This is a genomic window from Rothia aeria, assembly GCF_016726365.1.
Lineage (GTDB): Bacteria > Actinomycetota > Actinomycetes > Actinomycetales > Micrococcaceae > Rothia > Rothia aeria.
Genome location: NZ_CP068102.1, coordinates 993495 through 1013513 on the forward strand (window position 1 = coordinate 993495; position 20019 = coordinate 1013513).

Genomic DNA, 20019 nt, shown 5'->3' on the forward strand with positions numbered 1-20019 from the left:
TTCGGGAAATTAGGGTTTATCAGGGTAGGTGTATGAGTTGATGATCAAGCGAACACGGGCGCACGCCCCGCCCCATTCGCTATCTCTCAGCGTGCCGCCGGTGCGGCACGCTATCGTCGGCGACCAAAGACACGCGCCAGAAGGCCACGAGGTTCCTCCTTAACGGTCACCTGCTCATACGGTGCAGGCTGAGGGATCGGCCGGAACACCGGCTCCTCAGTGGGTTCGGGAGCCTCCTTGGGCTCTACGGTCTGGGCCGTTTCGGGTTCAGCACCCGCATCGGCTGTATCGGTTACTGAGGCGCCGTCGGTGTCGGCTGCCTCGGTGTCCTCAGACGCTTCGGGGTCGGCACCCTTCCCCTCCGCGTAAGTCTTCTTGGGTTCAGCATCATCCGCATGAGCTGCAACATCCTCATCAGCGTCCGGGCCGTCAGCGGGGGCAGCCATCAGGGCTGCTTCATCGCTCTTCACGGTCTTAGACACGGCGGCGGCTTCCACGGATGAGGCATCCCGGTCTGCTTCCGCCGTTGATGCCTCGGTACGCGGGCTATCGGAAGCATCCTGCCAGGTCTTTGCCTCGGATAGTCCGGCGGTCTTCTGCTCACTCCGAGACTCGGTGGCGCTGGCAGCCGTGTCCTCACCCGCGTGGTGGTGCGTCTTCTTCGTGGGCGCATCCTCGGTGGTGGAGGTCATGTCAGCTGCCGCCGATACGGCATCCTGAGACTCAACGTTTACAGGCTCACTCTTGGCAGGCTGCTCATTGGCGGGGTCGGTGTCAATAGCCTCATGCTTACCGCGGGCAGGCTCATTCGATACAGCAGGCTTGACTGAGGCGTCACCTGCCGAACTCCAGGGGCTCACGCCAGCAGAGGACTCAGTTGCCTCATCGTCTTCACCCTGCCCCACAGGAGCCACCGACTGGGTCTCGTTCGCGGAATCCTTCGCAGCAGTTTCAACAGGTGTTTTATCCTCATCAGATTGCGACACCTCGTCAGAGGCAAAGGCGGAGGGGGTGAAGGGGCGCATCGGCACCACGCCTTCGCTCACTTCACCGGTGCCAGCAAATGTGGCACTGGCGTTCTGTTCGCTCCCGGCCAACTCCTCATCCAGGCCCTCAGATTCTGCCGTTTCGGCAGGCTCTTCGGGGGCTTTCGCGCTGAGCACAACACCCACAGCCGGATCGGGGTGCGAGTCAGCACCTTCTTCCACAGCGGGCTCGTCCTCAGCCAGGGTATTGGGGTTATTCGAGCTCAACGACACAACGCGGCGCTGAAGCTCTTCACTTCCGCCTGCGGCAGTATCGTCATTATCTTCCGCGCTGGGTTCCTCATCATTGTCTTCCTCAGCGTCGGATGGGATGTGCAGTTCGGCTGGAATGTCGAGTTTCTCGCTGGATTCAACCACCTCATGCTGGTGCGCACCGGTAAATCCGCCCACCACCACGGAACTGCCCGGGAACGCGGGGGAAAAGCTCTCCCCACCGGGAAGCGCAACAGGGGCGTGAGCTGCCGCTGAGGCGCGGGCAGCCTCCAAAATCTCATCCACCCAGTCTGTAATCTCAGTGAAAACCTCGGGGTTCAGCGAATACAGTCGGCGCTGCCCCTCAACCACGGCCGACACCACACCGGCCTCACGCAGCACTTTCAGGTGCTTAGAAATAGTTGGCTGACTCATGCCCAGTTTCTCGACAACCGCACCAACAGTGTGGGTCTGTTCGGCGAGCAGCCGCACGATGCGGCGGCGGGTCGAATCCGCAATCACTGAAAAAACATCTGCATGCATATATCGATTATGTCATATATACGCTAGTTTGCCAGTTCCCAATAGCCGCCAAACCACACACTTAACTGGACATTATCAACCCCGGCCCATTAAATTCTTGAAACAGAATATGTGTTTTACTGCATGTTGAAGGTTGCGGGCGAAAAAACCGCCCCACACCACCACCGAATACCACCATCGGGGATACACTAGAGGAGGCCGTACCATCACGTTCAGGGGCCTGCACCAACCACATAAACTACACGGACCAAACCCCGCACCTAACACCGGCACCCACCCACACCATGAAGGGAGGAACCCATGGGACGCCTCGCCCGGCGCATCCGCGCACACTGGCGCAAACGCCACCGTAAACGCGAGGCCCTGCGCACCTCCCGTGAGTTCTTCAAACGCCAGCACACCCTACGCAGGTGGCGCCTGCCCAAGCAGAACAGCAGCGACATCACCCCGTTCACCGGCGCACCCAGTTCCCGTACCACCCCCGCGCCCCCAAAACACGGTCTGTTCGATAGTCTGCTGCCGGGCCGAAAAACCACAGATGCGCGCAGCACCCACACCGGCACCGCCCGGCGCGGGGCACTCACCGTTGAGGCGTCCGCACCGGGGGCAAGCACGCACCAGCCGCGACTGCTTGATGCCCGCACCTACGAGAACCTGCGCGATTTTATCGACGCGAAAGTGCTCTCCTCCCCCGCACGAACCGCCATCAGCACCTTCCTGCTGGTTATCGTGTTCTTCACGCTCATGCTCTTACTGCCGATCGCCTCAAATGACGGGCAAATGGCACCGCTGCATCACGCATTTTTCACCGCCACCAGCGCCGTGACCGTCACCGGCCTCACCACCGTCTCAACTGCCGAACAGTGGTCGATGTTTGGGCAGGTCATTATCCTGTGCGCCTGCCAGATTGGTGGCTTGGGAACCCTTACCCTCACCTCGCTGCTGGCCCTGGCAACCGGGCGGAAAATGGGGCTGCGGTCCAAGCTCATCGCCCAAGAAGAACTCAATATTGGGCGGCTAGGTGAGGTCGGTAGCGTGGTACGCACCGTCGCCTACACCTCCGCCAGTATTGAGGCGTTCATAGCGTTACTGCTGACCCCGCGTTTTCTGATGCTGGGCGAAGACCCGCTCACCAGCCTGTGGTACGGTATTTTCTACGCGATCTCGGCGTTTAATAACGCCGGGTTTACGCCGCATTCCGACGGGATAGTGCCGTACGGCCACGACTTTTTTGTGATTATCCCCGTGTGTATCGCCGTATTTCTGGGGGCTATGGGGTTCCCGGTGCTCATGGCGTTGCAGCAGCACCCGCTTAAACCCAGCCGGTGGACGCTCACCGCGAAGCTCACACTCGTCACCACCAGCGTGCTTTTCGTACTGGGCGCTGCCGCGTGGGGTGCGGCCGAATGGAATAACCCACGCACTATCGGAGGGAACAACCCGGGGGATAAAATACTCAGCGCGCTCTTTGCTTCCGTCATGACCCGTTCAGGCGGTTTCAACCTGGTTGATATGAACGATATCCGCCCCGTGACCAGCCTCATTACCGACGTGCTCATGTTTATTGGTGGTGGCTCAGCCTCAACAGCTGGCGGTATTAAAGTCACCACCATTGCAGTGATTATGCTGGCGATTATGGCGGAAGCGCGCGGCGACCAGTTTGTGGTGGCGTTCAACCGCACTATCCCTGACACGGTGCTGCGCATCGCCATCTCGGTGACCATGATGAGCGCCGGTATCGTGGTTGCCGGGGCCGGTGTTATTCTGATGCTCACCGACCAGCCCCTGAGCAGGGTGCTGTTTGAGGTGATCTCAGCCTACGCCACGTGCGGACTCTCAGACGGCCTCTCTGCCGAGCTGTCACCCGCCGGTATTTACACGCTCAGCGCGCTCATGTTCATTGGGCGTATTGGCACCATCACCGCCGCCACCGCCTTGGCGTTGCGCTCCCGCCGCCGCCTTTACAAGTTCCCCGAAGAAAGGCCCATCATTGGCTAATACACACAATGCGCCCGTGCTCGTGATCGGTTTGGGCCGGTTTGGTGCCTCAACCGCCGCGCAGCTGCACGCCCAGAACCAGGAGGTGCTCGCCGTTGAAAAAGACCCCGAGCTGGTGCAGAAATGGTCGGGCCTGCTCACCCACGTGGTAGCCGCCGATGCCGCCGACATTGATACGCTCAGGCAGCTGGGCGCAAACGACTTCGGGTCCGCGGTTGTGGGCGTCGGCACCTCGATTGAGGCGTCCGTGCTTATCACCGCGAACCTCGTTGACCTGGGGGTTGAACGTATCTGGGCGAAAGCAATCACCCCTTCACACGGCAAAATCCTGGAGCGTATCGGTGCGCACCATGTGGTCTACCCGGAGGCGGATGCGGGCCGCCGCGCCGCACACCTGGTGTCTGGGCGGCTATTGGACTACATTGAGTTCGACGACGATTTCGCCATCGCTAAGATGCGCCCGCCGAAGGAAACTCACGGGTTCACCCTAGCGGAGTCGGATATCCGCGCTAAATACGGGGTGTCTGTGGTGGGCATTAAATCCCCCGGGGAGGAATTCACCTACGCAGACCCCTCCACGCGCATTCACTCTCGGGATATTCTTATCGTCTCGGGGCAGGTGGAGCTGATCGAGCGTTTTGCTGCCCGCCCGTAGGTTCTGCGGTTTCCCTCGCGCCTCTCTCGCTCCTTGCCGTTTTTGCCCTACCGCTTCCCTCCCCCTCTTCTCCGTCATAAAAAGGCTCTTTATTTGAATAAAGCGTTAAAAACCCCGCTTTATTCAAATAAAGAGCCTTTTTATACAGGGAGGGGCCTGTGGATAACTATGCAGAGTGTCCTGGTACGCTATTTTATCCACAGAAAGTAGCATAGGCAGTCTGGCAGGGGCCTCGTTCATGATGTACTGCCATTATGTCTCTCATGAAGCCTCTGGAGCGGGTATATCCGCTCATTAAAAGTTTTGCCGAACTTACCGATACGGGAATCAGCGCCAGAAAAGTTAAGTAAATGTATGCGTCTGGTGTACTCATTCCCTTGGCTCAAAACCAGTACATATATGCCCAAGATTGGAGTGCCCTTAATCCGGCAGAGCAGCATGCAGCACGTATCACCGCCTTCTCACGCCGCCTGAAGTCTGCCGTATTCAGTCACCAAAGCGCAGCCTGCGCCTACGGCATTCCGGTTTTGCATTACCCTCGCGAAGTGCATATGCGCTCTGGCGGCGGCATTCAGCATCCGGATATTCGCGTACACGAAGACCGATACACGAAGGAAGCCCCTCACGCACATGTGTTATCCAAGGTATTCGCTGTGAACCGGCTAGAGACGGTTGTTGGATGCGCGCGCACGCTTCCGCTTGATGATGCGGTTGTTATTGCAGATGGCGCTCTGAGCCGTCAGCAGGAAGGCGCGCGTTTGGACTATTCTGAGGTTCAGGATGCGCTTCTCAGTTCTCCGCGAAAAGGTGCTGCAAAGGCGCGCGAGGTGGCACGGTTAATGAGCGATAAATCTGATTCTCCGGGAGAAACCCTCACACGGTTGCGGCTCTACGAGTATGGGTTATCCCCCACTGAGCAATACCCGATTACGACGGAGATGGGTCAATTTTTAGGTGACTTCGCGTTTGAAGCTCAGCGGGTGATTGTTGAGTTCGACGGGCGCGTGAAGCAAACAAGCCGGGTGATGAATCCTGATGGCTGGGCGATTGACCGCGAGAAAGAGCGGGAAAACGCGTTAATGCGTGCCGGGTGGCGGCTTATCAGGCTGCGATGGGAGCATGTAAATGGCGGAAACCCGAAAGTGTTGGAACAATCGCTTCGCAACTTTGGCCTTATATAGTTATCGCGTCCTCGTACTTCCCCGCCCCATTTACAAAAAGAGCCTTTATTTGAATAAAGCGGGATTTTTAAAGCTTTATTCAAATAAAGGCTCTTTTTATGAGGGGGTGGGGTGAACACCGGCAGGTGACGCAGGGAAAGCGCGGGGAGGAATAAGCAGGAGGCGGGGGCTAGTCAGCCGTGTACTGTTCGCTCAGCTCTGCGGAGCGGGCGGCGCAGGCGCGCATTGCATCCTCGGTGAGATCGAAAAGTCCCTTGTCAATAAAGGTATTGATGGCGCGCTCAGTGGTTCCGTTCGGGCTGGTGACCGCTTTGCGCAGAGCGGCGGCATCCGGGTTACTATCCAGCAGGTACCCGGCACCCGCAATCGTTGCGGATGCGAGCCTCTGTGCGGTCTCTTCATCCAGACCGAGCTTCACACCGGCACTCGCCATAGTCTCCGCCAGCAGGAACCCGTAGGCGGGGCCGGATCCCGAAACGGCGGTGACCGCATCCATCTGGTCTTCTCGCACCTGCACTACCAGACCCACGGTTTCTAGGATCTTCTCGGCGAGCGCAAGCTGCTTCTCGGTCACGGCCTCACTCACTGAGATCGCCAGCACGCCTTTACCCACGCTTGAGGGCGTATTGGGCATGCAGCGGATAACCGGCTGCCCCGCAGGAAGAGCCTTCTGCAGCGTATCGAGGGTGACTCCTGCCGCCACCGAAATGACGAGCGCATCCGGGGCGAGAGCGGGCGAAATTTCGCGCGCCAGCTCGACGATTCCATAGGGTTTAACCCCCAGAAGCACTACGGATGCGCCGCTGACCGCCTCACGGTTGGCTTCGGGATTGAGCTCGCACCCGATCACGACGGCATCTCGCCCGTTAGGCCCTAACTGATGGCGCAGGCGGTCTATGGAGTTTTTACTGCGCACGGTGGCGCGGATAGCTTCTGCGGGGTACCCGCCCGCGATGAGCCCGGCTGCGATGGAACCGTTCATGGAGCCGGTGCCGAGGAACGCTATATGTTCGGTCATCTTCGATCCTTACTGTCTGCTTCGTTCGTGTCGCGGGGCGCATGCCGCCCGCGCCACAGGGTTTGTTATCTAGCATACAGCCCGGCTATTATGAGCCACCTGCGCCCTACTGGGGAGGGGTGGTGGGCTTGCGCGAGAGTAAAATGGGGGTAGGGAGCCCGCGTGTACGTGGTTCTTGGGTTTACGCCCCGAATCGACGCCGTGAGCATCCGAAGAAGCTTGTGCGCACGAGGTGCTGTGTGCCGGGCTGTGGGGGCGCGGGTTGCCCCAACCGGCGGGTTGTTGAGCGCTATGGTGCGCGGGGACCTGCGGGCGTTTGTGCACAACGTGGTTATGAGGCGCGGCGGCAAGAGAATGATGAGAGCATTTCGGCGTTATACGGTTCTTCTGGCGTGGGTTGTGCTGGTTGGTGTGGCCACGGGGTGCGGGGCTATTGTGCTGCATTGGGTGTTGGGGGTTATTGAGGTTGTGGCGTTCGGCCATGATGAGACGCTGCACCCGATTATTACGTATTATTCTTCTACTCCTCGGCGCGTGGTGGCGCTGGTTGTGGTGGGTTTTTGTGTTGCTGTTACCTGGTATGTGCTGCAGTCTCGGCGGTGGGGTGGCGGGCCGTTGGCTTCGGTGGAGTCTATGGTGCGGGCGCAGTCGTTGGCTGAGCGCCGCCCGGGGTTTGTGCGGCAGGGTGTTCATGCGCTGGTGCAGATTGTGGCGGTGGGTGCGGGCTCGCCGGTGGGTAAGGAGGTTGCCCCGCGTGAGCTGGGTGCGCTGTTTGCGGGGCGTATTGCGGATTGGGGGCGCCTGCCGGAGGGTACGCGGCGCACGCTGGTGGCTTCTGCGGCGGCGGCTGGTTTGGCGGCGGATTATCAGGTTCCGGTTGCGGGTGTGGTGTTTTTGTTTGAGGCGCTGGGGCTGGGCCTGTCGGTGAAGAATGTTCTGGTGGGTGCGTTCACTGTTGGGGTGGCTACTGCGACGGCGCATCTGACGATTTCTGATCAGGCTACGTACCCGGTGGTGCTGGTGCAAACATGCTGGGAGTCGCTTGCGTTGGCGGTGCTGCTGGGTGTGGTGTTGGCCCCTGGCGCCTTGTGGTTTCGGCGGCTTCTGGGGTGGGCGCAGCGGGGTAGGGCCACAAACCGGGGTGTGCTGTGGCGGGTTCCGCTGGTGTTTGCGGCGGTGGGTGTGGTGTCAATGGTGCTGCCGGAGGTGATGGGTAATGGCCGGGCGCTGGTGCAGCAGACGTTTAACCGGGCTGAGCTGGTGGGGTCGTTCACAGTGCCCGCCTTGTTGTACACGCTGGGGTTGTTTGTGGCTAAGGGGGTGCTGGTGGTGGCTGCTTTGCGGCATGGGTCGTATGGCGGCACGCTCACCCCGGGGGTGGCGTTGGGCGCCTCGGGCGGGTTTGTGGTGGCTGGGACGCTGGTGTGTGTTTGCCCGTGGGTTTCGGGGTTTCCGTTGGGGGTGACGGGGTTGTTGAGCGCGGCGGGGGTGCTGGGTGCCGCAGTGTTTTTGGCGTTGTCGATGGATGCTCCGTTGAGTTCTGTGGCGCTGGTGGTTGGTTTTACGGGGCAAAGCTGGGGTGCGTATGTGCCGCTCGCGGTAGCTGTTGGGGTGGCGTGGGGTGTGAAGAGGCTGTGGGAGGCGCACCGTGCCCGGGTGCTTGCGGGGGCGTAGCGTTCGGGAGTTGCGGGGCTGTTGGTGGCTGGCGGTTGGTTTCCGTTATGCTAGGCGGTGGTTTTGGGGTGCGTGGGCGGCGCACGATGTGATGGCGTCATAGCAGCTGGTGCGGGAGGCAAAGGGATGCGTATGGCTTTGGGCAGGGGCCGTGAAGCTCGGCGGGATGCAGCGTACGCGGCGCTGACGGGCGGTGATTTGGCGGGGCGTTTGGGTGCAGTGTATGCGCTGGTGGAGCTTGCGGATGAGTGGCTGGGTGAAGCGTCCCTGCCGGTGGGCGTGCGCCGCGGGCACGTTCAGGGGGTGATTAACCGGTTGTGCGCGTATCTTCGTTCCCCGCTCAATACTGCAGCCGACAATGGGCCTGCTGGTGAGAGTGCCGGGGCGCAGGGGCGCATCCAGCAGGCTATTGTGGAGGAGATTCACCGCCGGGTGCAGCACCCGGTAGCTTCCGCTGAGGGCGCTTCCCTGGCGGGCGCGTGGTCGGGTTTTGCGTTCAATTTTTCGGGCGCGGTTTTTGTGTGCACCGTGAATTTCACCGGTTCACGCTGGGAGCATGAGGTAGATTTCAGCGACTGTATTTTTATGCGTGACGCTCTTTTCTCGTGTTCCACCTTTGCGGGTACCGCTAACTTCGCCCATTCCACCTACCGCGCTCTGGCGGATTTCAGCGAGTCCCTCTACCAGGACGCGGCGTATTTTGGCGGCTGCACATGGGGTGGGGCCGCCAACTTCTCGGGATGTACTTTCCGTGCTGGCGCCTACTTCTTGGGGTGCCGCTACGGGGCAGATACCGTCTTTACCGGCTGTTCTTTCGCCGGTACCGTGGTGATGATGTACAGCGCCTACCGCGGCGCGTTTACCGCCACCAGGTGCACATTTGCTGGGGATGCCGACCTGAGCTCTTCAGCATACTACGGTCCCGCTAGCCTGCGCGGGTGTGTGTTCCTCGCGGATGCGTGGCTTGGCGGCGGCTCGTGGGGTGGCCGCACCGTCTTTTCGGGGTCAGTCTTTGAGGGTGCGGCTGATTTTAGCGGCGCCGCGTACCTGGCGGACGCCATTTTTACCGACGCAGTTTTTGTGAACTGCGCCCCATCGCTGCGCGGGTGCGTTTTCTCGCCCCACAGCGTGCAGGAGTTCACCCGCACCCCCGAGCAGGGGCACCCCATTGTGTTAGAAGGCGGCCTCCCGGTGGGGTCGCATCTGCTCACCCCGGGCCAGCTGGCCCGGCTCGCTAAACTGCGGCAGAAGGTGACGCAACGGCGCGAACAGCTCGCGGATAAACCGGTCGGTTCGGCCGCGCACCGGCGGGCGGCGCGGCGACTGGAGCAGGCGCATGAGGCATTCGCCAGGTGGGCACACGGGCTCACAGCAGACTGATGCGGCACAGCAAACCGGGGTACACTAAAGCAATCAACCTACATAGATTTATCGATACCGTCTCAAGAACTGCACGAACCATAACAAGACACAGACCTTTCACCGGAAGAACACCCCATCATGCACCCTGTTACGCCTTCCCCGTCGAGTCCTCGCCCCGGAGCAACTGCGCACCCTTCTGTGAGCCACCAGCAGCGGCATGACCGGTACACAGCTGCCCTCGCTCTTTTGGGCAGCCCTGAGGCGATTATCCGGCTGGGTGGGGCGCTCGCCCTCGTGGAGCTGGCTGATGACTGGCTCACCGATGAGACCGACCCTCAGGAGTACGGGCGCCGCAAGGCGCAGACGATTATCACCACCCTGTGCGCCTATATTTGTTCCCCGTTCCAGCTCGCCCACGACTATGAGCGGCTTATGGGCGATCAGCCGCAGGGTTTGCCCCCGCAGCAGGCGCGCCGGTTCCGGGCTGAGAAAACCGAGCTGGCGGCTGAGGCGCAGGTGCGTGGGCGCATCCTGACTGAGATTCACGACCGGGTGCGCTGGGAGCCGTCTGATGGCGGGCAGCCCGCCACGAACACGGCCCCGGACCCGGAGAAGGTTACCGCCGGGTTGTGGTCGCACCTGAGGTTTGATTTTTCGGGGGCTGTCTTTTTCTACCCCGTGGATTTCACCCAGTCGTATTGGGGTGCGGGCGCGAATTTTCGGGGGTGCACGTACCGCGACCAGGCGCGTTTTACCCGCTCCATTTATGGGGCCGATGCCCTGTTTGACCGTTCTGTGTACCACGGTGAGGCGTTTCTGAGCGATTCGGTGTACCGTGCGGGGGCTGGCTTGAGCGAATGCGTCTGGGGTGCTGATGCGCGCCTGGTGGGCTGCGTGTATGAGGGGAACGTTAATTTGAGCGCCTGCACGTGGGAGGGCGCCGCGTACCTGAGCGACTGCACCTATTACGGGTACACGTACCTGGCTGATTCCGTGTACCGTGGGGACGCCGATTTTTGGCAGAGCACTTTCTACGGCACCGCGAACCTGGAGCACTGCACCTATTCTCGGGGGGCGAGGTTTGAGGATTCTATCTACCACAGTGCCGCGTACCTGGGGGATTCGGCGTTCCGCCGCACCGCTAACCTGGCGTTCACCGTCTACTGGGGTGCGGCGCATTTTGGCGGGTGCGTATTTGCGGGGCAGGCGTGGCTGGATAACAGCGTATGGTTCGGCGGGGCCGACTTTTCGGGAGTGAAGTTTAAGAAGAAAACCGATTTTGAGGAGGCTCGCCTGCTGGGGGCCGCCGATTTTTCGGGTGCATCTTTCGCACGGGTTCCGGCGTTCACTGGCGGTGTTTTTAACGCTGCCGCAGAGAACGTGTTTGAGGTTTCAGCGAAGAGCAAGCAGCCGCTTCCTTTAGCGGACGGGGTCCCGCAGGGGGCGCGGGCCCTGACCGCCGCCGAGAGGCAGGTGCTTGCTGAGCGGCTGCAGGCTGCCGGGGCGGGGCGTGAGACCAATGCGCGGGAGTTTGAGCAGCCCCGCTCTGAGCTGATCCGCTGGGTTCGCTATGAGATAGCCAGCGCCCCGGATGAGGCTGAGGCAGATTCTGCGGGCGTGTTTACTGAGGCGGCTTAGCTCCATTATGGTGTTGCCCGCTTCCGTGGAGGCTGACCGCCTCACTAGGTTCACGGCCGCCGCCGCTGCCTTACAGGATGCGCAGGTTGCGGCGCGGCGGGAGGCTGCAGAAGTACTCATTGGGGTGGCCGATGAGTGGCTGGCTGATGCTTCGGTGCCGAGAAAGCAGCGCCTCCGGCAGGCGCAGGCCGCCATTAATGCGCTCTGCATGTATATTCGTTCCCCGTTTCGGTTGGCTAAACGGTATCAGCGCCTCACCCACGGTACGGTGCGGCGTTCATGGTCTGCACAGAAGAAGCGCCGCTTGCAGGCCTCTTTGGAGGCTTTCCGAGCCGAGGCGCACCTGCGGGGCGGTATTCTGAGGGCCATTGCTGCGCGCCTGCGCACCCCCGATACGGTGGCACCGGTATCGGGTGGGAAAACGCCGCAGCAGCACGGGGGTGCGCCGGGTTCGTGGTCGGCGCTCACCTATGATTTCAGCGGTGCGGTGTTCTTCTACCCGGTTGATTTTTCGGGGGCGTACTGGGGCCGGAGGGCGGTTTTTGAGGGGTGTGTGTTTTATGGTTCCGCCGATTTTTCGGGCGGGTTTTTCCGCCGGAAGGCACGCTTTGCCGGGTGCGCCTGGCGGGGTGAAGTGAGTTTTGAGCGGTGCATGTTTAACCGTGTGGCGGATTTCTCCCAGGGGCACTATAAGGGGCCGGTTAACCGGCGTTTTTGCACCTATGCTGATGAGGCGTGGCTTCACGGCTCAACGCATAAGAATACGGTTGATTATAGTGGCAGCATCTACCGTGGGTGGGCCAGTTTTGCCGATAACACGTACCGTGCTGATGCGGTGTTTAGCGACTGCCTCTACCGCCGGGATGCTATGTTTCAGGGGTCCCGGTACGGTGGCCGGGCGGCGCTGGATCACTGCACCTATGAGGGGGCGGCGTTCATGCGGGAGTGCGTGTATGAGCGGGACGCCGATATGAGCGGCTGCACCTACTACGGGCGGGCTGCGGCTACTGAGTGCCCGGGTGAGCAGGCGCGGTTCGATGCCAGCGTGTACTACGGGGACGTGAACTATGCGGGTTCGGTGTTCTGCTATCACCCGGATTTTACGTGCTCCGCCTATTACGGTGGCGCTGATTTTGGAGGCTGCGTGTACCGGCGCGGGCTGTCGGTGTCGGGGTCGGCGTTCCACGGCCCGGTTAATTTTGGCGGCTCGAAGTGCGGTAAAAAGTCGTACTGCACCAGCTCGGTGTTTACAGGGCCTGTGACGCTGACCGGGACGGTGTTTCGCAAGAAGGTCATATTTGATGAGTCCGCGTTTTTAGCCTCGACGGATTTTAGTGCCGCCGATTTTAGCGGCAGGATTCCGGGGTTCACGGAGTGTATCTTTACCCCGGGTGAGCAGTATGCTTTCCCGCAGCCGGTGACCTCTCCCCCGGCGGGGTCGCGGGTGCTTGCCCTCTGGGAAGTTCGCAGGCTCGACTATTTCCGGCAGCAGGTTCAGGCGTTCACCCACCCGGCGGTTGATGACCCGGAGGTGCTTGAGGCTGCCCGCCAGCGGGTGCGGGTTCTCAAGAAGCAGCTGCACGCCTGGGTTTTCGCCATGCAAGACCCGCGCTACCAGCATCCCGGGTTTGAAAAGATCAGAGGAATATAGCTGTGCTCTCGACCGCCCGACCCAGGTTATCAATACGGTGACTTGGGAATATGCCTGTGATATTGGGAAATATCCATTACATTATTGATACCGGGTATACAGTTATGCCTTTTGGGCGGTTAACTCTTCGATAGAGAATGAGCCTCTAAAACCCCAACCATTGATCCCATATTTCATATGCAGTACTTCACTAACGGCTTTTTACTGCACCCATGCTTGCCCGCTGCCGCCCCTACACGCGTAAACACCCGTAATACCAGTGTCCTATACCACAATCTTTACATGAGTGTTACATTCACCCCGGCCGCCAGTGGCACATATCATAAAACATTATTTTAGTATTCTCACCATTGATAAAAAATACATTTTACCCCTCATATTTTTGAATATTTTCCCCATAACTTTTAATAAACGTATTCGGTGATGGCTCTGCCACCGCACCCGTCACCGGCCCGCGGCAGCTGTTCTGCCGCCACCGCACCCCACGAGCACACCCGCCGTACCGTGATAATATCGGGGTAAAAAGCGCATAATATGCTCGCCGATAGGCCAACGGCGCGCCCGCACCAGTCACCGTGCAGACTACACCCGCCCACTTGAACAACCCTAAAAATACGGCATGTCAACAGCCAGAAACCGCCCCCGTATTAAATAGTAAAAGCTTTGTTCTGGTCACCGCACCGGCTGTCTATTATTTGTTTTCTGCAGATATTCGCTGCGCATTATACTCATCTATTTTCGTTATTAGTGTGTGCGTTGCCCGGCACGCCTCGGGTATGCTGAAAGCCTACACCCAGCCACGCATCTTTTTACGCAGGAGTAAACCATGAATACACCCAGCTCGTCGCTTGGCGACTCTCGCCTTCTTGAGGATGCGCTGCGGCACGATAGGTACGCAGCGGCGGCAAGCCAGCTTGGGGATGTTCAGCCCATTACCCGCATGAGCGCCGTACTGGCGCTTATTGAGCTGGCCGATGAGTGGCTGCAGGCGGTGCACCTGACGAAAACCCAGCGCCGCCGCAAAGCGCAGACCGTCATTGACATGCTGTGCTCCTATGTGCGTTCCCCGTTCCCCCTGGCGGCTGAGCAGAAACGCCTGCTGGGGGATGCCCCCGAAGACCTGGAGCAGATGCGTCGGTTCCGTGCGGAGCAGGCCGAGCTTGAGGCCGAGATTCAGGTGCGTGAACGTATCCTCTCTGAGATTCATGACAGGGTGCGCTGGCAGCTGCGGGACGGTGCGGGCGGTTCCCATCGGGTTCCGGCTGAGGCCGATATGCTCACCGGCGCCTGGTCGCGTCTTTCCTACAATTTTTCGGGTGCCACGTTCTTCTACCCCGTGGATTTTAGCGAGTCGGCGTGGGGTGAGAAGGTGTCGTTCCGTGGGTGCACGTACCGTTTTGACGCAGATTTCGGGGCGTCCCTGTATGCCGCCGATGCTGTGTTTAGCGGCTCTAAGTACGGTGAGCAGGTGCGTTTTAGCGACTCCATCTACCGCGGGTATGTGAGCTTCGCCGGTTCAACCTACGGGGGTGAAGCACGGTTTGAGGATTCTCAGTACGATGGGGACGTCGATTTCTTCGGCTCAACCTACCGTGGCAGCGTCACGTTCGCCAATGCCTCCTATGAGAGGCGGGTGCGCCTGAGCGGCTCCACTTACGGCCTGCACGCCGATTTGAGCGGGTGCGTGTACCGTGACCAGGCGCTTCTGAGCGGGTGCGTGTATGCGGCGGATGTGAGCCTGCGCGAGTGCCAGTACCGGGGTAATATCGCGGATTTCAGCGGGTGCGTGTACCGTGAGAACGCCGATTTGGCGGGCTCTATCTATGAGGGTGCCACCGATTTTTCGCAGTCGGTGTGGCACGGTAAGGCCCGCCTGACGGGGTGCATGTATTTCAAGAACGTGAACTTTGCCAGCTCCACCTACCGTGAGCGCGCCGATTTTGGCGGTTCAACATTTAACCGGGACACCGATTTCAGCGGCTCCACCTACCACAAGGCGGTTGTGCTGGGTGATAGCGTATACGGCGGGCAGACAAACCTGAGCGGGTGCACCTACCTGATGGGTGCGTACCTTTCGGGAAATACCTACCGGGGTAATGTGAACCTGAGCCGCTGCTGCTACCGGGGCGACGCCGATTTTAGCGAGTCCACCTATGAGGGCTCGGCCGTGTTTGAGGCGTGCGACTACCAGGGGTACACCTACTTTAACGAGTGCCTGCACCGTGGGTTTGTTTCGTTCAGCGGCTCCACCTACGCGAATTACACGAATTTTTATGAGTCGATTTACTGCGGTAAGGCGAATTTGGGCGGGTGCGTGTATAAGAAGTACCCGGATTTTAGCAGCGCCGCATATTTTGGGGATGTGACGGTGGCGGGCGCACGGTTCTCGGAGCAGGCCCCTTCGTTTGCCGGGTGCGTGTTTAACCCGGATCGGGCGAATGATTTTACGACCGCTGACGAGAGCGAGTACAGCATTAAACTGGTGGACGGCTACCCCGAGAATGCGCGGGTGCTGACTGTCTCTGAGCTGGAGCATCTAGCGAATGTGGGCCCGGAGGATAAAGGGTTCACGCGGTGGGTGCGCGGCCTTAACTCCCCGAAGGAGGAGGCGCAGCCGGTAGCGGTGTAGCCTCAGGTGCACCGCGTGTATGCGCCCGCATGTGAATATGTGGGTGTGTGTCTGTTGTGCCGGTGATGGGCGAGCGCCTGCTGTTTGTGCACGCATATGCTAAATGTTTGCTCCCCGTTGCCGGGTTGCCCGACCTGTTGAGAGAGGCACCGTATGAGACCCGCAGCCCAGTATCCCGAATCAGCTCAGTATCCCGAATCAGCCCAGCCCTCGGGCGTGCAGAGTGTGGGTGTGGGGCGCGGGCAGAGGCGCATCGCGGCGACCGGCCAGCTCAGTAGTGCTGATGCCGATACCCGGCTGGCTGGGGCACTGGCCCTCATAGAGTTGGCTGATGAATGGCTCACCACCCCAGCCGCAGACCAGATCACCAGCAAGCACCCCAACCCAAACCAGCCTGCCCGTGAGGCGCAAGCAATTATTCATGAGCTCTGCGCCTATATCCGCTCCCCTTTCCCGGCGGGTAGCGCCTCAAGCCGCACAGAGTTGGCGCAGTACTATATGCGTCTGCTCGGTGACGCCCCGGAAGGCCTGTCCCGCACGCAGCGTGAGCAGTTTCAGGCGGAGAAATCCGCCCTGGCGGTTGAGGCGCTGGTACGCGGGTGCATCCTTGAGGCTATCCATGACCGATTCGTGCAGGAGTCAGACTACGGCACTCCCCCGTGCACCGGGGGCACCCCCGATCTGCAGGAGGCGGAGGGCAGCCGGTGGTCGGGGCTGGATTATGATTTTTCGGGTGCCGTATTTTTCTACCCGGTGCTGTTGAAGGCGTCATATTGCATGGGAGAAATGGCTTTTAGGGACTGTATTTTCCTGGAAGAAGCCTGCTTTAGCCATGCGTATTTTGCTCAGTGCACCGATTTTTCTGGTGCAGCATATTATGGTGACGCCTCTTTTGGTTTTTCGTCGTTTAAGGGCGGGGCGCGGTTTGACCGGTGCACGTTCGGGGCGCTGGCTGAGTTTACAGACACCTACTACGGTGGTGATGCCTTGTTCAGGGGGTGCACCTATAAGGGGCTGGCCCTGTATGATGAGTCCACCTACAGCGGTACGGTGGCTGATTTCAGTAATAGTGTGTATTGTGCGGGTGCCGAGTTCGGCGGTGCCGGGTATGACTGCCCGGCCATATTCAGCGGGTCCGTTTTTGAGGGCGCCGCATATTTTAGGTTTGGCCGGTACGCTGATACGGTTCGTCACGATGGGTGCTCCTACGCGGCTGCAGCCGATTTCAGCTATTCTGTCTGCTGGGCTGATGCGGATTTTTCAGGCTCCGCTTTTGCTCAGGGAACCAGTTTTACCGGGTGTGAATATTATGGTGCCGCGCATTTTTCGGGCTGTTCTTTTACTGGCGGTACGGTCAATTATTCTGGCTCCATATATGCGGCAGAGGTGTCTTTTAGTAACTCAATGTATGGCGAGAGCACCGGCTCCGTTATTTTTGATGCCTCGGGTTTCTTCGATGGTGTGCTCTTCACCAGTGTTGGCTGGGGGAATGCTTCTGTCTCTTTTACGGGCTGCGTCTTTAACCCGTCGTCCCGGAATGTTTTTACCGGCCGGGGTGCTGCCCAGTCCCCTGTCCGGTTTAGTGGGAAACTTCCGCTGGGTGCCCGCGCGCTGGAGTTTGATGAACTTGATGAGCTCCAGGAACACCGGCAGGTGCTTCACCCCACGGCTTTTGTGGCCCCGGCCAGCCCCGGCCCGGCTGCGGAGTATGCGCACCTGCCGCACCAGGTCTCTGAGGAGGCGGTGGAAGAGTTCGCCCGTTGGGCGCGTGAGCTTATTGGTGAGGATTAGCTGTACTTGCGCATAAACCGGAGGTGCTCATGGCGGAGGGCCTCTAGCGGACAGAAAATATGGGCTTGTATTGCCTCGGTGAGGGCCTGCACGGCCTGCGGGGAGTCTGGACCGCTGGCGTGTATCTGCGGGTAGGCAGCGTGAAGGCTTTCACGTATCTGTTGGTCCGCTAGCCGGTATTCACAAACATTTTGAAATAGAATAGGCAGTACAGGCCGGTCAAAGGCGGTTTGACGAAGCCACTCTAAACGCCCTTGATATCGTGGCGGCAGGGGCAACCAATCGTTCGCCCTGTAGGTGATTCGCTCTTTGGCTTGTAAAGAGTCAGAATCGTCCTCAGCGCAAGAATCCAAGATATAGTCAATGAGGGCGTCGGACGGGTCATCGGGAAGTATGCAGTAGCATACATCGTCGCTTAGGAGGATTGCTTCCTGAACAAGTACGGCTGCGGGCACCGCATTGGCACCTTTCAAAGATAAGGATGCCTCTAATGCATTAAGTTTTTCTAACACCCTGTCCATGATCGGAATGTTACGGTGCGTCAGGTTTGTGCGTATTGTCCGTACCACTTTTTGCGCGTACTCATACCAGCTGAAATATGTTTCTGCAGTCAGATGTTTTTCCATCTCCTCTACGTACTGTAGCGCTGGTTTTATAAGGCGCGCGGCGGCATCGGAGTACATATCAGCTTGAAGACAAAGGTGCCACAGCTGCTCCGTCTGGCCGGATGCGCCATTGCCGTATTTTTCCTCATCCAGCCTTCTGTCTGCCCACTCGCTGAGGGTGAGGGCGCGGTGGGCGAGCTCTTGGGCTGCCGCAGCGTACGTAATGAATGTCGGCGGCACTGTAGCAGTCGGGGTGCCTGCGCGCCCGAGGGCAGCTGCGGTGGTTCTCGCCCCCGCCACTCGATGCTGAAGCGCCCGCGCGTCCTCTGTTAGCTGCTGCGCACGGTGTGTTTGTTTCTCGCATGCCCGCGCAATACTGTCCCGCTGGGATGACCCACCAAACGGTGGGACAGCGCGCATACCGTCTAAGACTGTCAGGGCGGACCCCAGGCAGTGGGCCACTTTTCTCATGGCTTTTAGCAGGCTGGGGGGATCAGAGAAAACAGGACGGTCTACAAAAATGCGATAGTAGTCTATATATCCGCTGGCTACTACCCGTTTAATCTGTGTGTGCTCCATAACCTCGGGGAAAAAACTCTCAATAATGGCAGATTGCAGGGGTGATTCCGCCATATGCTGCAGCTGCAGCCGTGCGCGTGCAGCGGCAGTCAGTAGCCGTGAGCAGTCGTTTTCACTCGGGTACTCTACGTTCATGGCTTTCCCTATTATGTGGAAGCGGATTCGGGTGTGCCCCAGGGTACCAGCCGTTCCTGGGTACGGTACCGGTTTGGCTGGCTGTCCTTAATAGGACGCATAGTTAGGTTTCTGCGCCTATTGAGCTGATCGTGCCCTGACGGTTGGGGCGGCCCGGATGGTGCCACGGGGTGACGGTGCAGCCTTTTCTAATGCTCTGTGAGTATGTGTTATCGGATAAAAACAGTGACGAATGACCGGTTTCATTCTGCCCATCTCATAAATATTTGAAGCATAAAAATTCTATATATATCCATAGTCACCCCTATAAAATGAAGTTTTATCTGCATAGAAAATCTTTACTTCGGTTTTATGTGCACTCGCATATTCCTTGGGATGCAGCATTGGGCAAGCTGCGGATAAACCTCAGCGTTCCTTCAGCTAGCGCTTTTCCCCCATTGGCAACGGTATACTTACTTATACCCGACAAGTAGAGAGGCCAGTTGCGATGGAGCCGCAAAATCCAAGCGAGAGCACACCGTCAACCCTGCCCGCACCCACTAATATGATTCCGATTGTGAGGGTGCCGGGCGTTCAAACGGCGGCGGAAAAAGCAGCAGCTAAAAAACGTAAAACCCAAAACCTGGTGAAATACCTGGCGGTGGGCAGAACTCTCTACACGGTTATTCCTTTGGCACTTTTCTTTTTATTGGTTGAGCGCCGCGCTATCACTATTGACGCGTTCCCCGATCTGCTCTCCCCGGTGGGGCTTTTCCTTCTCCTGTATGTGCTGTTTGAGATACTGAGTGTGCTGTGGTTTAACAGCGGAAAGCAGCCAGCATTTATTGCCCTGTTGGGCCGCTACCTGGCTGGTGTTGTGCTCTCCGTGGTGTTTATGAGCATTGTGCTCCAGTTCATGCCGTGGTCGCAGAACCTGCGGGAAACCTTTGTGGGGTGGTGGACGATCACCGTGCCGTTTGCCGAGCTGATTACCAGCGGGTTCCTGTTCTATTTGACGTTTAAGAATTTTCCAAAGACAGCCGCAGCCCCGGAGCATACACAGTTCTGGCAGGACGAAGAGGAAGAGTAGAGGTCGTTCTGCGCCCATCGCAGGAGGCGGAGTTCTGCCAGGCAGCCAACCCACCCACAGGGTCTGCTGGTGCAGATTCCGCCTTCTTTGATGTAACGCACCCGTGAAGGGTTGGTTTGTAACATATCGTCATATAACCCAGCATATTGTTCATATATTGGACACCTCTTTCTGCCCTCTTGGAGGGCCTTCCCGTCAAAACACGTTCAAAGTTTTGAGGGTTAACCCCCAGTTTTTGGCGTCATTATTAGAC

Annotated in this window: 13 protein-coding genes; 10 read left to right on the top strand and 3 right to left on the bottom strand. The window is 59.1% G+C overall.

Translation table 11 applies throughout. The features are described from left to right. Positions 1 to 110: 110 nt before the first annotated feature. Complete coding sequence (locus tag I6I94_RS04185; protein ID WP_201620922.1) at positions 111 to 1781, bottom strand: metalloregulator ArsR/SmtB family transcription factor; 1671 nt, start codon at positions 1779 to 1781, stop codon at positions 111 to 113. A gap of 300 nt (positions 1782 to 2081) precedes the next feature. On the opposite strand from I6I94_RS04185, the gene I6I94_RS04190 reads away from it, so the two are divergent. The 3 genes from I6I94_RS04190 (at position 2082) to I6I94_RS04200 (ending at position 5615) form a co-directional block, all read left to right on the top strand. Further along, positions 2082 to 3779, top strand: coding sequence for a TrkH family potassium uptake protein (locus I6I94_RS04190; RefSeq protein ID WP_201620923.1), 1698 nt, complete (start codon positions 2082 to 2084; stop codon positions 3777 to 3779). Further along, the gene (locus I6I94_RS04195; protein ID WP_037232489.1) at positions 3772 to 4434 is read left to right on the top strand and encodes a potassium channel family protein; all 663 of its coding nucleotides are present in this window, start codon (positions 3772 to 3774) and stop codon (positions 4432 to 4434) included. The genes I6I94_RS04190 and I6I94_RS04195 overlap by 8 nt, the downstream gene beginning before the upstream one ends. 350 nt (positions 4435 to 4784) lie before the next feature. After that, a complete protein-coding gene (locus tag I6I94_RS04200; protein WP_236588933.1) occupies positions 4785 to 5615 on the top strand; it encodes a DUF559 domain-containing protein in 831 nt (276 codons plus the stop codon). A gap of 169 nt (positions 5616 to 5784) precedes the next feature. On the opposite strand, the gene proC is transcribed toward I6I94_RS04200, so the two are convergent. Next, entirely contained in the window at positions 5785 to 6633 is an 849-nt protein-coding gene (gene proC / locus I6I94_RS04205) for a pyrroline-5-carboxylate reductase (protein WP_128087487.1), read from the bottom strand. Between the two features lie 354 nt (positions 6634 to 6987). Here proC and I6I94_RS04210 point away from each other — a divergent pair, with 354 nt between their 5' ends. The 6 genes from I6I94_RS04210 (at position 6988) to I6I94_RS04235 (ending at position 17378) form a co-directional block, all read left to right on the top strand. Further along, complete coding sequence (locus tag I6I94_RS04210) at positions 6988 to 8307, top strand: chloride channel protein (RefSeq protein ID WP_201620924.1); 1320 nt, start codon at positions 6988 to 6990, stop codon at positions 8305 to 8307. A gap of 132 nt (positions 8308 to 8439) precedes the next feature. Further along, positions 8440 to 9687: a pentapeptide repeat-containing protein gene (locus I6I94_RS04215; protein ID WP_172425654.1), complete on the top strand. Its 1248-nt coding sequence runs from the start codon at positions 8440 to 8442 to the stop codon at positions 9685 to 9687. A gap of 120 nt (positions 9688 to 9807) precedes the next feature. Beyond that, entirely contained in the window at positions 9808 to 11307 is a 1500-nt protein-coding gene (locus tag I6I94_RS04220; RefSeq protein WP_201620925.1) for a pentapeptide repeat-containing protein, read from the top strand. Positions 11308 to 11314: 7 nt separating this feature from the next. Continuing rightward, positions 11315 to 12958 (top strand): pentapeptide repeat-containing protein, encoded by a 1644-nt coding sequence (locus I6I94_RS04225; protein WP_201620926.1) that lies wholly within the window; start codon positions 11315 to 11317, stop codon positions 12956 to 12958. Positions 12959 to 13784: 826 nt separating this feature from the next. After that, on the top strand, positions 13785 to 15587 hold the full coding sequence (locus I6I94_RS04230) for a hypothetical protein (RefSeq protein WP_201620927.1): 1803 nt from the start codon (positions 13785 to 13787) through the stop codon (positions 15585 to 15587). A 153-nt stretch (positions 15588 to 15740) separates the two neighbouring features. Then, positions 15741 to 17378, top strand: a complete 1638-nt coding sequence (locus I6I94_RS04235; RefSeq protein WP_201620928.1) for a pentapeptide repeat-containing protein — start codon at positions 15741 to 15743, stop codon at positions 17376 to 17378. On the opposite strand, the gene I6I94_RS04240 is transcribed toward I6I94_RS04235, so the two are convergent. Beyond that, positions 17375 to 18697 carry a hypothetical protein gene (locus I6I94_RS04240; RefSeq protein ID WP_201620929.1) on the bottom strand — a complete coding sequence of 441 codons (1323 nt, stop codon included), beginning with the start codon at positions 18695 to 18697 and terminating at the stop codon, positions 17375 to 17377. The two genes, I6I94_RS04235 and I6I94_RS04240, sit on opposite strands and share 4 nt — an antisense overlap. 487 nt (positions 18698 to 19184) lie before the next feature. Here I6I94_RS04240 and I6I94_RS04245 point away from each other — a divergent pair, with 487 nt between their 5' ends. After that, positions 19185 to 19766 carry a hypothetical protein gene (locus I6I94_RS04245; RefSeq protein WP_006888034.1) on the top strand — a complete coding sequence of 194 codons (582 nt, stop codon included), beginning with the start codon at positions 19185 to 19187 and terminating at the stop codon, positions 19764 to 19766. Positions 19767 to 20019 lie beyond the last annotated feature (253 nt).